A 14420-nucleotide genomic window follows, 5' to 3' on the forward strand; every position below is an offset into this window, starting at 1 on the left:
ACTGGCTTTACAAGCACCCTGTTGAGTTCTCAAAGAACAACCACACACCGCACCGGAAACCCCCACCAGGAGGCCCCCGAACCGGGGTATCTCGTTCACCGCACCCGCCGCTCTCGCGCCGGGCACTTTTACTACGTTACCGCACCGTCTCCGCCGTGTCAAACCGTGTGTCCCGGTCTGTCATGCTTCGTACGGGTTGGCGCCGCTGTGCACACGCAGCGGCGAACCACTGCGTCTGACCATCGGATTTGGCAGGACGGCCGCTGCGGTCTCCCGCGAGCTCGCCCGTTTCCCTGCCGGTCGACAACCTTACCCGGTCGGTTCCGCTCCGCCAAATCCACCCTGCGGCGTTTCGACGGGCCCCGCCCGGACCGCGCCCTCGGCGTGGCGAACCACGTCGGAACCCGGTCACCCGCTCGGATCGGCACTCCCGGGCTTTCGTCCCGTTTGCCCCGTTCCGCGCTGGCAGAGAGAAAGTTACGCGTCTGCGGGTTTGATCGTCAAATCGAGGGGTAGCGTCCCGCGTCACATCATCACCTGGCAGCTATATCCGCAGCTCAGCGCCGGCCGGCACGACGAGCGGCGAGCCAGCCGCGCACGCCCAGCACGCCTGTCGTCGTACCGATGGCCAGCGACGCGGCGATGAGCAGCGCGTGCACCCAAAGGAAGCCGGTCGGGTCGCCCTCTCCGACGACGCCTGTCGACCAGGCCCGCGTGTCGTTCCAGATCGCGAGCGCGAACCTCGGCCAGATCACCCAGGTCCACACCCCGACGCCGACCAGGAACAACGACCAACCGCGCGACAGGACCATGGTCGGCCAGTATGCCAGCGGCACCGTGCCCGGGCGGCCGCATCGACACGTGCCCGACACCGGTGAGCGCGGGACCGGGCAGTGGTCGCGGCGTTTCCCCCGTCGATCGTCCGGGCACTGTCGACGTGCCGAGACGACATCGCGGAGGTGCCAGCATGCAGCCGTTCAATCCGTGGGCCTGGCGGGACCCGGCCGCGCTCGCCGGCGGCTACGACCAGACGAGCCCGGACGACGTGCCGCGCCAGGGCTCCGGGGGCCACGACGACCGGATGGACGCGCCCGGCCCGGGCACGCCGCTCGACCTCACCGGCTACCGGGTGGAGGCGACGGACGGCCGGATCGGCTCGATCGACGAGGCGAGCGAGGAGGCCGACGCGCGCTACCTGGTCGTCGACACCGGCCCGTGGATCTTCGGGAAGAAGGTGCTGCTGCCGGCCGGGACGGTGGCCCGGGTCGACCACCTGGACCGCGTCGTGCACGTGGACCGAACCCGCGACCAGGTGAAGGAGTCTCCGGCGTTCGACCCGGACGACTTCGCGCGCGCCGACTACCGGGAGCGGGTCGGCACCTACTACTCGGAGAGCTACCGGCAGGGTTGAGCGCTTGCGCCACCCCCGGGCCGGGCGGTTACGCTGCCGGCATGAGCAGCTCGCAGGCGTACCCGACGGCGTCCCCCGACGTCCGGCTCGGCACGCTGCGACGCCGGCGGTCCCGCGACCGCCTGCGCTGAGCCTTCCCTCTCCTGCGACCGGCGGATCGAGCCGCCGGTCGTCGTCGATCGTCCTCGCTCCGCCGCCTTCCCATCCGGTGATCCGCGCGGCGGATCGAGCGAGATCGGCGTACTCATGGATCTTGAAAAGGTGTTGTCCGCCCGGCTGGCGCCGGCGTTCGCGGCGGTGGCCGGCGTGCCGGTGGACCCGGTCGTGCGGCGCTCGCAGCATGCGGACTTCCAGTCCGACGCGGCGCTCGCGCTGGCCCGGCGGCTCGGCCGGCCGCCGCGGGCGGTCGCCGAGGAGGTACGGGAGCGCGCGGAGCTGGCCGACCTGTGCGCGGCGGTGGAGGTGTCCGGACCGGGTTTCCTCAACCTGACCGTGGCCGACCGGGCGCTGGGCGACCTGGTCTCCGCGCTGGCCGCCGACCCCCGGCTCGGGGTGCCGGTGGTGGCCGAGCCGGAGACCGTGGTGGTCGACTACTCGGCGCCGAACGTGGCCAAGGAGATGCACGTCGGGCACCTGCGGTCGACGGTGATCGGGGACGCCGCGGCCCGGACGCTGGGGTGGCTGGGACACCGGGTGTCGCGGGCCAACCACCTCGGCGACTGGGGCACGCCGTTCGGCATGCTGATCGAGCACCTGGTCGACCTCGGTGAGGCCGAGGCGGCGCAGGAGCTGTCCATGGGCGATCTGGACTCGTTCTACACCGCGGCGCGGGCCAAGTTCGACGACGACGCGGCGTTCCGGGAGCGGTCGCGGCTGCGGGTGGTGGCGTTGCAGGGCGGCGACCCGGCGACGGTGCGGCTGTGGCGGATGCTCGTCGCTCAGTCGGAGAGCTACTTCCTGACCGTCTACGACCTGCTCGACGTGACGCTCTCCCGGGCCGACTTCCGGGGGGAGAGCAGCTATCACGACCTGCTCGCGCCGACCGTCGGCGAGTTGGACCGGCTCGGGCTGCTGCGGCGCAGCGAGGGCGCGGACTGCGTGTTCCCGCCCGGCTCGGTGGGCCGGGACGGCGAGCCGTTGCCACTCATCGTGCGCAAGTCGGACGGCGGCTACGGCTATCCGGCGACCGACCTGGCCGCGGTGCGGCACCGGACCGGCACGCTGGGCGCGACCCGGCTGCTCTACGTGGTCGGGTCGCCGCAGCGGCGGCACTTCGAGATGGTCTTCGCGACCGCCGCGCAGGCCGGCTGGTTGGCCCCGCCGGCCCGGGCCGAGCATGTCGGTTTCGGCTCGATCCTCGGGCCGGACGGGCGGATGCTGCGCAGCCGGGCCGGCGGGGCGGTGAAGCTGGTCGGGCTGCTCACCGAGGCCGTGGAGCGGGCCACGGCGTTGGCCCGGGAGCGGAATCCGGAGCTGGGCGAGGCGGAGGCCGCCGAGGTCGGGCGCGCGGTGGGCATCGGCGCGATCAAGTACGCCGACCTGTCCGGCGACCGGCACAAGGACTACGTGCTGGACTGGGAGCGGATGTTGTCGCTGGACGGCAACACCGCGCCCTACCTGCAGTACGCGTACGCCCGGATCCGGTCGATCTTCCGGCGGGCCGGGGTGGTGGCGCGACCGGAGGCGCCGATCGCGCTGACCGGGCCGGCCGAGCGGGCGCTCGTGATCGAGCTGGCCGGTTTCGCGGCGGTGGTCGACACCGTGGCCGGCAGCCTGGAGTTCCACCACCTGGCCGCGTACCTGCACCGGCTCGCCGCCGCGTTCAGCGCGTTCTACGAGCGGTGTCCGGTGCTGCGGGCCGAGGGAGCGGTGCGGGAGAGCCGGCTGGTGCTGTGCGACCTGACGGCACGGGTGCTGCACCGGGGCCTGGACCTGCTCGGCATCCGGACCCCGGAGCGGTTGTGAGCGGTCAGCGCGGCAGCCAGGTCTGCACCTCGACCACGTTGCCCTCGGGGTCACGCAGGTAGGCGGAGCGCACGCCCCAGCCGGGGCGGTCGGCCGGTTCGGCCAGGACCGTCCCGGCGGGCAGCGCGGCGACGACGGCGTCCACGTCGGGCACCGGGACCACGACGAGCACGCCGCCGTCGCCCCGGCCGACCGGGAGCACGGCCTCGGCGGCCCGCCGGCCCAGCAGCGCGAGGACGGTCTCGCCGCCGACGTCGAAGCCGGCGTACTCGAACTCGCCGACCACCTTCTCCGGCTCGCCGAGCAGCGCGGTGTAGAAGGCCAGGGTGGCCGGGAAGTCGTCGGTGACGACGCGGGGATACACGCTCATGGTCGGACCCTAGCGGCCACGGTGATCCGTTAACCGATTCAGCCGGCCGTGGATTCCCGGCCGGGCTCGTGACGTCATCGATAACGTTCGAATAACGCGCTGTTTCCGGCGCTTGACGCTCGTTACCTTAACCGGTTCAGTGAGCGATGGCGACGGCCGGCCATCGACGGACGCCGTCGCCTCTCGGTCGCCGCCGGCCCCGGCGGCACAGTCGCGGAGGTTCCCATGACACTGCGCATCCGCCGGACCGCCGTCGCGCTCGTCGCCGTGCTGGCGACCGGCGCGCTGTCCGCCCCACCGGCGGTCGCCGGCGGTCGACAGGCGGCACCCGAACCATCGTCCCGGCACACCGACCCGGCGTTCGTCGTCCGCGACGGCACCCGGCTGACCGTCGCCGGCCGGCCGTTCCGGTTCGCCGGGCCCAACGCGTACTGGCTGGGCCTGGACGAGAACGTCGGCGGCACCGATCCGGCCGACCCGCCGGCCGTCGACCACCCCACCTATTTCCGGATCCGGGACGGGCTGACCACCGCGCGGCGGATGGGCGCCACAGTGGTGCGCGCGCACACCCTCGGCGTCTCCACCGGCCACCCGAAGTCGCTGGAACCGGCGCTCGGCCAGGTCAACCCGGAGGCGTTCGACCGCATCGACTACGCGATCGCCGAGGCGCGCCGGCAAGGGCTGCGGCTGATCGTCCCGCTCACCGACAACTGGCAGTACTACCACGGCGGCCGGTACGACTTCCTGCGCTGGCTCGGCCTCAGCACCGACGACGACGGCGCGCTGTTCTACACCGACCCGGCCGCGCGGGCCGCGTTCAAGCAGTACGTCCGCACGCTGCTCACCCACGTCAACCGCTACACCGGGAAGGCGTACGTCGACGATCCGACGATCATGGCGTGGGAGCTGGGCAACGAACTCAACGGGATGACCGCCGACTGGGTCGACGACGTCGCCGGGCACGTCAAGACGCTCGCCCCCCGGCAGCTCGTCGCGGCCGGCAGCCAGCACGGCACGGACCCCGCCGTGCTGGCGTCGCCGCACGTCGACATCAGCGACTCGCACTACTATCCGCCCACCGCCGCCGGCATCGCTGCCGACGCCGCCGCGGCCACCGCCGCCGGCAAGGTCTACGTCGCCGGCGAGTACGGCTCCGGCCAGGCCACCGACGAGCTGCTGGACCAGGTCGCGGCCAACCCGGACGTGAGCGGCGCGCTGTTCTGGTCGCTCTTCGGCCACCACGACCACTCCGGCTTCGTGCCGCACGGCGACGGCTTCACCGTGCACTACCCGGGCGACACCCCGGCGATGCGGGCGGCCGTCGCGGCGCTGACCCGCTTCGCCACGACGATGTCCGGCCGTCCCGCCCCGGCGGTGATCGGCGACCGTCCGCTGCTGACCGCCGTCGACGCCGACTACGGCATCACCACACTGCGGTGGCGGGGCACCGCGGGCACCGCCGGCTACCTGGTGCAGCGACGCGGCCCGGGCGGGGCCTGGGCCACCGTCAGCGGCGCCCGGCCGCTGAGCGCCGACGACGCGCCCTGGTACGACCTGACCACGCCCGCCGGCCGGGTCACCTACCGGGTGGTGGCGGTCGACGCCGGCGGCGCCGCCGTGGCCGTGTCCGTGCCGGTCGGCACCGACCCGACGAGCGACCAGACGTACGACCCGCTGGAGGACTGGTTCGTCAGCGCCGGGCACAGCGACTCGCTGCGCCGCACGCCCACCGCCGACGGGGTGCTTGTCGCGCCCGCCCGCGGCCGGCCGGGCGAGCTGCGCTACCGGCGGGACGACCTCACCGCCGCCACCGTCACGGTCGCCTCCGCCGGACGCCCCCGGGCCGTGGTCGAGGTGTCCGCCGACGGCACGACCGGGTGGCGGGCGGTGCGGCCCCGCGTCGACCGGGTCGGCCACGACCGCTGGGCGCTCTCCGTCACCGGCCTGCGCGGGGTCGACGGCATCCGGGTCGGGTGGCGGCGCGACGCCCGCTTCGCGGTCACCTCGGTCGCGTTGTCCGCCCGGTCGGACTCGGTGACCAGCACCAGGCCGGGGGCCTTCACGCTCACCGCGCCGGCACCGGACTCGACCGGGGTGAGCCGGTTGGCGGCGCTGGACTGGTCGACCGCGCCGGGCGCCGCCCACTACTCGTTGACCGTCTCCGAGCACGCCGACCTCAGCGCGCCGCTGGTGGCGGTGTCCGGCCTGCGTACCCCCGGTTTCACGCCGACCACGGCCTGGCCCGCCGGAGCCACCCTGCATGTGCGGGTCACCGCGACCAACGGGTACGGCTCGACCGCCACGGACGCCGCCTTCACCACCCGTGCCGACCTGCCCGGGGTGGTGGTCGACGACTTCGACACCTACCCCTCGGACGAGGCGCTGACCGCCGCCTACCCGCGCAACGGCGGCGGCGACCCGATCACCACCACGCTGGCCCCGGCCGGTGAGGGCAGCGGGCACAGCATGCGACTGAGCTGGACCCCCGGCGCCAGCGGATACGCGGGCGTGATCCACAACCTGCCGGCCGCGCAGGACTGGCGTGGCACCACCGGGCTGCGGATGTGGGTGGAGCCGGGCGCGGACGGGCAGCAACTGACCGTCCAGTTCGTCGCGTCCGGCTTCTACTGGGAGAAGACGCTGACGTTCACCGGTGCCGAGCCGCGCGTGGTGCAGGTGCCGTTCGCCGACTTCGCCCCGCCGCCGTGGGCCACGCCCGGCCCGCTCGACCTGGGCGCGGTCACGCAGTTGTCGCTCTATCCCGGCGGCGCGACCGGTCCGAGCAGCCTGCGCCTGGACTCCCTCGGCGCGTACGCGTCCTGACCCGGCGGTGCCGGGTCGGGGCGTGACGTCCCGACCCGGCGCCGGTTCGCGCGGGACCACCCCGACGCGGGCGAGCGGCTAGCGTGACTGTCGACCCGACGAGAGGGAGGCGACCATGGCGGATCGGCGGGCGGTGCTCGCCCCGGGGCGCGGCTACGACACCCGGGGTCCGCTCTTCGTCTACCTCGGGGAGGCGTTGCGCCGGCTCGGCTTCGAGGTGCACGAGGTGACCTGGCAGCGGCTGGACGAGCTGGACCTCGACGCGGCGTCCGGCTTCGTGGCCGAGCAGCTCACGCCGGTCCTCGACGACGGCGTCGACCTGCTGGTCGGCAAGTCGCTGGGCAGCTTCGCCGCCCCGCTCGCCGCCGACCGGGGCATCCCGGCGGTCTGGCTGACGCCGTTGCTGACCGACCCGGCGGTCCGCGCGCCGTTGGCGCGTGCCACCGCGCCGTTCCTGCTGGCCGGCGGCACCGCCGACACGGTGTGGGACGGTGAGGTCGCCCGCCGGCTCACCCCGCACGTGGTGGAGGTCGCGGACGCCGACCACGCGCTGATGGTGCCGGGCCCGCTGGCCCGCTCCGCCGAGGCGCTCGGCCGGGTCTGCACCGCCGTCGAGGCGTTCGCCCGAGGGCTCGACCCGGCCTAGTCGGCCGGCCGGGTGGCCTGGCCGTCCAGCCAGAGCGTGGCACTGGCGTCCCGGTGCGATCCGGCGGAGCCGACGTGCTTGGCGCTGATCCGCGGTCCGTTCCGGATCACGTGAAACAGGGCCATGGCGTGGCCCCGCCCGAGCCCGTAGTCGTTCTTCAGCCAGTCCACGACGACGCCGGCCTTCACACCTGCCTCTCCGTAGCCGCGTCGCTCGGCCTCCTGGACGAGCACGCGTGGGGTCTTGCCGGTCCGGTTCTCGATCGCGTCGAGGTACGCCTGGAAGGACATGCCCCCAGCCTGCTTCCCCGCCGGAGGGCGATCAAGGCGCGGCTACGGCACGAGCGTTGACCCAGGGGCAACGATCCCGGTCCGGATCCGACCGCTCTGCCGGCGGTGCGCTCAGCGCTCGACGATGGTGTTGTTCTCGTCGATGCCGTGGGTCCGCCAGTAGACGTCCCACTCGTCGTCGACGTGCTGCGGAACCTTGCCCTCGGGATAGCGGACGTAGGGCGGGGTGGGCTCCTGGCCGTTCGGGAAGCAGGCGCTGCCGCCCTGCGCACCGACCGCGATGGCCGGATATTCACCGCTGCCGCAGATGGACTCCTCGAACGAGCAGCCGGCGGTGAGCGTCAGCGCGCTCAGGCCGACCGCGGCCAGGGCGATCGAGATTCGGGTTCGCATGCGGAGAATTCTCGTCGCCCCGGCCGCCGCCGCCATCCGTACGCGTACTCAGTCGTTGGGGTGCAGCAGCACCTTCGTCCAGCCGTGCTCGCGCCGGTCGAAGTGCCCGTACGCCTCCGGCGCCTCGGCCAGCGGCAGCTCGTGCGAGACCAGGAACGACGGCTGGGCGCGGCCGGCGATGATCAGGTCGCGGAGCTGCCGGTTGTAGCGCATCACCGGGGCCTGTCCGGTGCCCATCCGCTGGCCCTTGGTGAAGAACGTGCCGTACTGCCAGCCGATGCGGCCCTCCTGTGCCCGCTTGTCCGCGGCGTTGGGGTCCTGCGGCACGTAGACGCCCACCACGCCGATCCCGCCGGTGGAGCGGACCACGTCGACGAGGTTGTCCAGCACCAGCTCCGGATGCTCGTCACCGGACGGGTCGTGGGCCTGGTAGCCGACCGCCTCCACGCCGCAGTCCGCGCCCACGCCGTCGGTGGCGTCCATGATCTGCCGCACCGGGTCGCCCTCGGCGAAGTTGATCGGGATCGCGCCGAGCTTGCCGGCCATGGCCAGGCGGTCGGCCTCCTTGTCCACCACGAACACCCGGTCGGCGCCCTTGATCATCGCGCTGTGCGCGGCCATCAGCCCGACCGGGCCCGCGCCGAACACCGCGACCGTGTCCCCCGGGGCCTGCCCGGCGAGTTCGGTGCCGTGCCAGCCGGTCGGGAAGATGTCCGACAGCATGGTGAAGTCGTTCTCGTGCTCGGTGCCGGACGGCAGGCGCAGCAGGTTGAAGTCCGCGTACGGCACCCGTAGGTACTGGGCCTGCCCGCCGTCGTACGGGCCCATGTTGGCGTAGCCGTAGGCCGCGCCGTCCATCCCCTCGGTCGGGTTGGTGCGCAGGCAGAAGCTGGTCCAGCCGTGCAGGCAGTTCCGGCAGGTGCCGCAGGCGATGTTGAACGGCACGGACACCCGGTCGCCGACGCTGATCCGGGTGAGCGCGTCGCCGACCGCCTCGACCACGCCCATGTTCTCGTGACCGAGGATCTTGCCTTCCTCGACCGAGGTGCGTCCCTCGTACATGTGCAGGTCGGAGCCGCAGATGTTGGTGGTGGTGATGCGGATGATCGCGTCGGTGGGGGCCTGGATCGTCGGGTCGGGCCGGTCCTCGACGGCGACGTCGCGGGGACCTCGGTAGACAAGTGCCTTCACGGTGAACCTCCGGATCGGGTCAGCCGAGGGCGCGGAGGCGCTCGGCGAGGGTGTCGCGGTAGAAGTCGAGGAAGCCGTCCGGGTCCGGGCCGGCGTTCTGGAGCACGAGGTGGTCGAAGCCCGCGTCGACGTACGTCCGCACCGCCGCCACGTGGGCGTCCGGGTCGGGGCCGACCGCGAACTGCTGCCGGATGTCGTCCTCGGTGACGGTGCGGGAGGCGGCCTCGAAGTTCACCGGGTTCGGCAACTCGCTCATCACCTTCCAGCCGGTGACCGCCCACCGGCTGGTCTCCCAGGCCGCCCGTACCGCCTGCTGCTCGTCGGCCGCCCAGGCCACCGGCACCTCGGCGTAGCGCGGGCCGTCGCCGCCACCCTTTCGGTACGCCTCGACCAGCTCCGGCTTCGGCTCGGTGGCGAACAGCCCGTCGCCGTACTCGGCGGCGATCGCCGCGGACACCGGGCCACTCGCCGCCACCGCGATCACCGGCAGCTCGTCGGGCAGGTCGAACACGCGCGCGTCCTCCACCTGGAGGTACTTTCCCTCGTACGACCGGTAGCCGCCCCGCCAGAGCAGCCGGATGATCTCCAGCGCCTCCCGCAGCCGCTCGTGGCGACCCCGCACGCTCGGAAAGCCCTGCCCGACGACGTGCTCGTTGAGCCGCTCCCCGGCACCGACGCCGAGCGTGAACCGTCCATCGGAGACGATGGCCAGGGTGGCCGCCGCCTGCGCGATGATCGCCGGGTGGTAGCGCACGGTCGGGCAGGTCACCCCGGTGGCCAGCCCGATCCGCTCGGTCTTGGCGGCGATCGCGCCGAACACGGTCCAGGTGAACGACGAGTGCCCCTGCACGTCCAGCCAGGGGTGGAAGTGGTCGCTCATCTCCACGAAGTCGAAGCCGGCCTCCTCGGCCCGGACGGCCTGCCGGATGAGGTCCTGCGGTCCGAACCCCTCGCTGGACAGCTTGTAACCGATCTGCATGACGTTTCCCGACTCTGGGGGCCTGCTCCTCTCCCTGACCTTTCCAGGCAGGAGCACCGGAAACCGGCAGACCGGAAAAACCTCTTACCGCCGGCTCAGCCGCGCAGCGTGTCCCCGGGAGGCCGTCCGTACGCCGCCCGGTAGTCGGCCGCGAACCGGCCCGTGTGCAGGTAACCCCAGCGGCGCGCGATCGCGGCCACGGTGTCCCCTTCGGCGCGCCGGGCGGCCGTCAGGTCCCGATGGGCCCGGTCCAGGCGGACCCGGCGCAGGTAGGCGGTCGGGGTGATGCCGAGGTGCCGACGGAACGCCGTCTGCAGGGCCCGGGGCGTGACGATCAGCAGATGGTCCAACGGTTCGAGCCGGACGTCGGCGTCCATGCCGTACCGCACCCGGCCCACCACGATCGGCCCGGCCCCGGCCGCCTCCTGCTGGTAGCTGAACCGGCGGCCCACCCGGTGGAGCCGGAAGTCGTGGCCGACGTAGAGCCGGCGCAGCACGTCGTGCGCCTTCGCGGCCTCCTGGGTGGCGTACGAGTAACGGAAGGGCGATCCCACGTCCTCGGTCATCCTGATCGCCTCCCCGGCTCGGCGGACCGTCCTGTCGTCGCGTGCAACGAGGTCACCACCCGTGCCGTTGCCGCACAGCGGGTCCGGCGAACCGGAGATCCATTCGCAGTTGAGAGCCATTCGGAGCATACTTGGCCGCAGAAGCAAGCCATTTTTGGTCTTCTCGCCAGCAGAAGCGTGCGGGTAAGGTGCCTGGCGTGACGGTTTTTCGGATCGGCGAGGCCGCCGAACTGCTCGGCGTCAGCGCGGACACGGTGCGCCGCTGGGTCGACGCGGGCCGCCTCCCCGCCGGCCGTGACGAGCAGGGTCACCGGGTGATCGACGGCGTCGAGTTGGCCGGTTTCGTCCGCGAGCAGGCGGGCGAGGCGAACGACAGGTCCGAGGAGTCGTCGGCGCGCAACCGCCTGCGGGGGATCGTCACCGCCGTCGCCAAGGACACGGTGATGGCCCAGGTGGACATCCAGGCCGGGCCGTTCCGGATCGTGTCGTTGATGAGCCGGGAGGCGGTCGAGGAACTCGGCCTCGAGGTCGGGTCGGTGGCAGTCGCGGTGATCAAGTCGACAACTGTCGTGGTGGAACGGTCCACCCCGACCCACCGGCCACGGGCCGGCGGATGAGCGCGGGCCGCCGCGCTCGGGAGGAGGAGCCGATGGCTACCCGTTTCGCCCGCGCCGCGCTGGCCGGGACGACCGCCCTGGCGCTGGCGGGGCTGGCCGGCTGCGGCGGCGGCACCGAACCGGCGGGCTCCGCGCCGGACTCCGGGGTGACCGGCACGGTGACCGTCTTCGCGGCGGCGTCGCTTACCGAGTCGTTCACCACGATCGGCAAGGACTTCGAGGCCGCGAACCCCGGCGTGCGGGTCACCTTCAACTTCGCGGGAAGTTCCGCGCTGGCCAACCAGATCAACCAGGGCGCGCCCGCCGACGTGTTCGCCTCCGCCGCGCCGAAGAACATGCAGTCGGTCGTCGACGCCGGCAACGGCGACGGCGCGCCCGCCACGTTCGCGCGGAACCAACTGGTCATCGCCGTGCCCAAGGGCAACCCGAAGGGCGTCCGGGCGCTGGCCGACCTCACCCGGCCCGGCCTGAAGGTGGCGCTCTGCGCGCCGCAGGTGCCCTGCGGTGCGGCGGCGACCACGGCGCTGGGCGCCGCGCAGGTCAGGATCACCCCGGTCACCCTGGAGCAGGACGTCAAGGGCGCGCTGTCCAAGGTGAAGCTCGGCGAGGTCGACGCCGCGCTCGTCTACCGCACCGACACCCGGGCCGCCGCCGACGACGTGGACGGCGTGGAGTTCCCCGAGTCGGCGCGCGCGATCAACGACTATCCGGTCGTCGTGCTGAAGAACGCGCCGAACAAGCCCGGCGCGCGGGCCTTCGTCGCCTACGTCCGCTCCGACCGGGGCACGGCGGTGCTGACCGCCGCCGGCTTCCAGGGCCCCTGACCGCGATGACCCCGACCGGCGCACCCGGCACGGCGGTACGCCCCACCCCGGGCGGGCCGCCGCGCCGCCGTCAACGGGTGCCGGCAGCCCTGCTGGCGCCGGCACTGCTGGGGCTGCTGTTCCTGGTGCTGCCGCTGGCCGGCCTGGTGGTCCGGGCCCCGTGGGACAGCCTGCCGCAGCGGCTCACCGAGCCCGGCGCGCTGACCGCGCTGCGGCTGTCGTTGCAGACCGCCACCGCCGCCACCGCCGTGTGCCTGCTGCTGGGCGTACCCCTGGCGTGGTTGCTGGCCCGCGCCCGGTTCCCCGGCCGCCGGCTGGTCCGGGCGCTGGTCACGGTCCCGCTGGTGCTGCCGCCGGTGGTCGGCGGGGTGGCGCTGCTGCTGGTGTTCGGCCGCCGTGGTCTGCTCGGCGAGTGGCTGGACGGCACGTTCGGGTTCACGCTGCCGTTCACCACCACCGGGGTGGTCGTCGCGGAGGCGTTCGTCGCCATGCCGTTCCTGGTCATCGCCGTGGAGGGCGCGCTACGCGGGGCGGACGCCCGCTACGAGGAGGCCGCCGCCACCCTCGGCGCCGGCCGCTGGACGACGTTCACGCACGTCACCCTGCCTCTGGTGGCGCCGGGCGTCGCCGCCGGCGCGGTGCTCTGCTGGGCGCGGGCGCTCGGCGAGTTCGGCGCCACGATCACCTTTGCCGGCAACTATCCCGGCGTCACCCAGACCATGCCGCTGGCGGTCTACCAGACCATCGAGGGCGGCGACCTGGACGGCGCGGTGGTGCTCAGCCTGGTCCTGCTGATCGTCTCGGTGGCCATCCTCGCCGGCCTCCGGGACAAGTGGATCACCAGCGCATGAGCCCGGTCGTGGACGCCCACCTGACCGTCGACCGGGGCGCCTTCCGCCTGGACGTGCCGCTGCGCGTCGCCGCCGGCGAGGTGGTCGCGCTGCTCGGCCCCAACGGCGCGGGCAAGACCACCGCCCTGCGCGCGCTCGCCGGCCTGCAACCGTTGAACGCCGGCCATCTGGTCCTCGCCGGGCGGGACGTGGACCGGCCCGGGCAGCGCCGCTGGACACCGCCGGAGCACCGGCCGATAGGCGTGGTCTTCCAGGACTACCTGCTGTTCCCGCACCTGAACGCGCTGGACAACGTCGCCTTCGGGCCGCGACGGCACGGCGCCGACCGGCGCGACGCCCGCCGGCGGGCCGCCGAGTGGCTGGAGCGGGTCGGCCTGGCCGACCAGGCGCGCCGCAAGCCACGCCACCTGTCGGGTGGGCAGGCCCAGCGGGTGGCGCTCGCCCGGGCCCTGGCCGTCGACCCGGTGCTGTTGCTGCTCGACGAGCCGCTCGCCGCGCTCGACGCTCGCACCCGGCTCGACACCCGCGCCGAACTCCATCGGCACCTCGACGCGCATCCCGGCGCCGCCCTGCTGGTCACCCACGATCCGCTCGACGCCCTGGTGCTGGCCGACCGGCTGGTCATCATCGAGGACGGCCGGGTGGTGCAGGAGGGCGACGCCGCCACCATCACCGCCCAGCCACGCACCGACTACGTCGCCCGTCTCGTCGGCCTCAACCTCTACCGAGGCGTCGCCGACGGCCCGGCGGTACGCGTCGACGACCGGCTCACCCTCACCGTGGCCGACCCCCTGCACGGCGACGCGTTCGTCGCGTTCCCCCCGTCGGCCGTCGCCCTGCACCCCCGCCGGCCGGACGGCAGCCCCCGCAACACGTGGCCGGCCGTCATCGCCGGGCTGCAACGGCACGGCGACAACCTGCGCGTGCAACTGGACGGCCCGATCGCGGTCGCCGCCGACGTCACGCCGGCCGCCGCCAGCCACCTGGACCTGGCACCGGGCCGGTCGGTGTGGGCCGCCGTGAAGGCCGCCGAGACCCGGGCCTACCCGGCCTGACGGGCCGGTCTCCCCGGGCGGAGAGGCCGGCCCGCGATCCGATCTGCCGGCGTCAGCGCTGGAGGGTCAGCAGGCCCGGGCGGTAGGGCAGCAGGCCGTAGTCGCCGCCGGAGTTGGTGGCGCGGCCCTGGTAGAGCAGTTGCAGGTTGCACGGGTCGACGGTGAAGGTCTGGTCCGCGCTGGTGCGGATCAGCTCGCCGTGGCTGATGTCGTTGGTCCAGGTGGCGCCGCTGTTGGCCTTGCCGGCGAACGGGTTGCTCTCGGTCGCGGCGTTCGGCGTCCACGAGCCGCCCAGGCTGGTGGCGGTGAACGACCGGAAGTAGCGGCCCTGCGCGCCGATGGCTTCGACGATCATGAGGTAGCGGGTCTGGCCCTGGAGCTTGTAGACCTGCACCGCCTCGAACAGGTTGTTCGTGCTGTCGCTCATGACGGTGGTGTA

The 14420-nt window shown here is 73.3% G+C and carries 16 protein-coding genes; 8 read left to right on the top strand and 8 right to left on the bottom strand.

The window, feature by feature from the left end:
- Nucleotides 1–557: 557 nt before the first annotated feature.
- On the bottom strand, nt 558–812 hold the full coding sequence (locus ACIA5A_RS30475; protein WP_396768166.1) for an SCO4848 family membrane protein: 255 nt from the start codon (nt 810–812) through the stop codon (nt 558–560).
- Between the two features lie 155 nt (nt 813–967).
- On the opposite strand from ACIA5A_RS30475, the gene ACIA5A_RS30480 reads away from it, so the two are divergent.
- Both ACIA5A_RS30480 and argS read left to right on the top strand, forming a co-directional pair.
- A complete protein-coding gene (locus ACIA5A_RS30480; RefSeq protein WP_396768168.1) occupies nt 968–1411 on the top strand; it encodes a PRC-barrel domain-containing protein in 444 nt (147 codons plus the stop codon).
- 246 nt (nt 1412–1657) lie between these two features.
- Nucleotides 1658–3376 carry an arginine--tRNA ligase gene (gene argS / locus ACIA5A_RS30485; RefSeq protein ID WP_396768170.1) on the top strand — a complete coding sequence of 573 codons (1719 nt, stop codon included), beginning with the start codon at nt 1658–1660 and terminating at the stop codon, nt 3374–3376.
- 4 nt (nt 3377–3380) lie between these two features.
- Here argS and ACIA5A_RS30490 read toward each other — a convergent pair whose 3' ends face one another.
- Nucleotides 3381–3746 carry a VOC family protein gene (locus ACIA5A_RS30490; protein WP_396768172.1) on the bottom strand — a complete coding sequence of 122 codons (366 nt, stop codon included), beginning with the start codon at nt 3744–3746 and terminating at the stop codon, nt 3381–3383.
- 225 nt (nt 3747–3971) lie between these two features.
- Between ACIA5A_RS30490 and ACIA5A_RS30495 the strand changes: the two genes are divergently transcribed.
- Together ACIA5A_RS30495 and ACIA5A_RS30500 are read left to right on the top strand one after the other, a co-directional pair.
- On the top strand, nt 3972–6569 hold the full coding sequence (locus ACIA5A_RS30495; protein ID WP_396768174.1) for a cellulase family glycosylhydrolase: 2598 nt from the start codon (nt 3972–3974) through the stop codon (nt 6567–6569).
- A 115-nt stretch (nt 6570–6684) separates the two neighbouring features.
- A complete protein-coding gene (locus ACIA5A_RS30500; protein WP_396768176.1) occupies nt 6685–7215 on the top strand; it encodes an alpha/beta hydrolase in 531 nt (176 codons plus the stop codon).
- On the opposite strand, the gene ACIA5A_RS30505 is transcribed toward ACIA5A_RS30500, so the two are convergent.
- From ACIA5A_RS30505 to ACIA5A_RS30525, 5 genes are all read right to left on the bottom strand, one after another.
- Complete coding sequence (locus ACIA5A_RS30505) at nt 7212–7505, bottom strand: DUF4287 domain-containing protein (RefSeq protein WP_396768178.1); 294 nt, start codon at nt 7503–7505, stop codon at nt 7212–7214. The genes ACIA5A_RS30500 and ACIA5A_RS30505 overlap by 4 nt on opposite strands.
- 111 nt (nt 7506–7616) lie before the next feature.
- Nucleotides 7617–7898 carry an SCO0607 family lipoprotein gene (locus ACIA5A_RS30510; protein ID WP_396768180.1) on the bottom strand — a complete coding sequence of 94 codons (282 nt, stop codon included), beginning with the start codon at nt 7896–7898 and terminating at the stop codon, nt 7617–7619.
- A gap of 48 nt (nt 7899–7946) precedes the next feature.
- Nucleotides 7947–9089, bottom strand: coding sequence for a glutathione-independent formaldehyde dehydrogenase (locus tag ACIA5A_RS30515; protein WP_396768182.1), 1143 nt, complete (start codon nt 9087–9089; stop codon nt 7947–7949).
- A gap of 19 nt (nt 9090–9108) precedes the next feature.
- The gene (locus tag ACIA5A_RS30520; protein WP_396768184.1) at nt 9109–10068 is read right to left on the bottom strand and encodes a TIGR03557 family F420-dependent LLM class oxidoreductase; all 960 of its coding nucleotides are present in this window, start codon (nt 10066–10068) and stop codon (nt 9109–9111) included.
- Nucleotides 10069–10163: 95 nt separating this feature from the next.
- A complete protein-coding gene (locus tag ACIA5A_RS30525; RefSeq protein WP_396768186.1) occupies nt 10164–10634 on the bottom strand; it encodes an AraC family transcriptional regulator in 471 nt (156 codons plus the stop codon).
- 197 nt (nt 10635–10831) lie between these two features.
- Here ACIA5A_RS30525 and ACIA5A_RS30530 point away from each other — a divergent pair, with 197 nt between their 5' ends.
- Genes ACIA5A_RS30530 through ACIA5A_RS30545 form a run of 4 tightly spaced genes read left to right on the top strand, consistent with a single transcriptional unit; the run spans nt 10832 to nt 13981 of the window.
- Nucleotides 10832–11251 (top strand): molybdopterin-binding protein, encoded by a 420-nt coding sequence (locus ACIA5A_RS30530; protein WP_396768188.1) that lies wholly within the window; start codon nt 10832–10834, stop codon nt 11249–11251.
- 32 nt (nt 11252–11283) lie between these two features.
- Nucleotides 11284–12075, top strand: coding sequence for a molybdate ABC transporter substrate-binding protein (gene modA / locus ACIA5A_RS30535; protein WP_396768190.1), 792 nt, complete (start codon nt 11284–11286; stop codon nt 12073–12075).
- Nucleotides 12076–12080: 5 nt separating this feature from the next.
- Nucleotides 12081–12926 (top strand): ABC transporter permease, encoded by an 846-nt coding sequence (locus ACIA5A_RS30540; RefSeq protein WP_396768192.1) that lies wholly within the window; start codon nt 12081–12083, stop codon nt 12924–12926.
- Entirely contained in the window at nt 12923–13981 is a 1059-nt protein-coding gene (locus ACIA5A_RS30545) for an ABC transporter ATP-binding protein (RefSeq protein WP_396768194.1), read from the top strand. The genes ACIA5A_RS30540 and ACIA5A_RS30545 overlap by 4 nt, the downstream gene beginning before the upstream one ends.
- A 52-nt stretch (nt 13982–14033) precedes the next feature.
- On the opposite strand, the gene ACIA5A_RS30550 is transcribed toward ACIA5A_RS30545, so the two are convergent.
- On the bottom strand, nt 14034–14420 hold a 387-nt coding region (locus tag ACIA5A_RS30550; RefSeq protein ID WP_396768196.1), incomplete at its 5' end, for a non-reducing end alpha-L-arabinofuranosidase family hydrolase.

This window comes from Micromonospora sp. NPDC051300, assembly GCF_044455315.1.
GTDB classification, from domain to species: domain Bacteria; phylum Actinomycetota; class Actinomycetes; order Mycobacteriales; family Micromonosporaceae; genus Micromonospora; species Micromonospora robiginosa.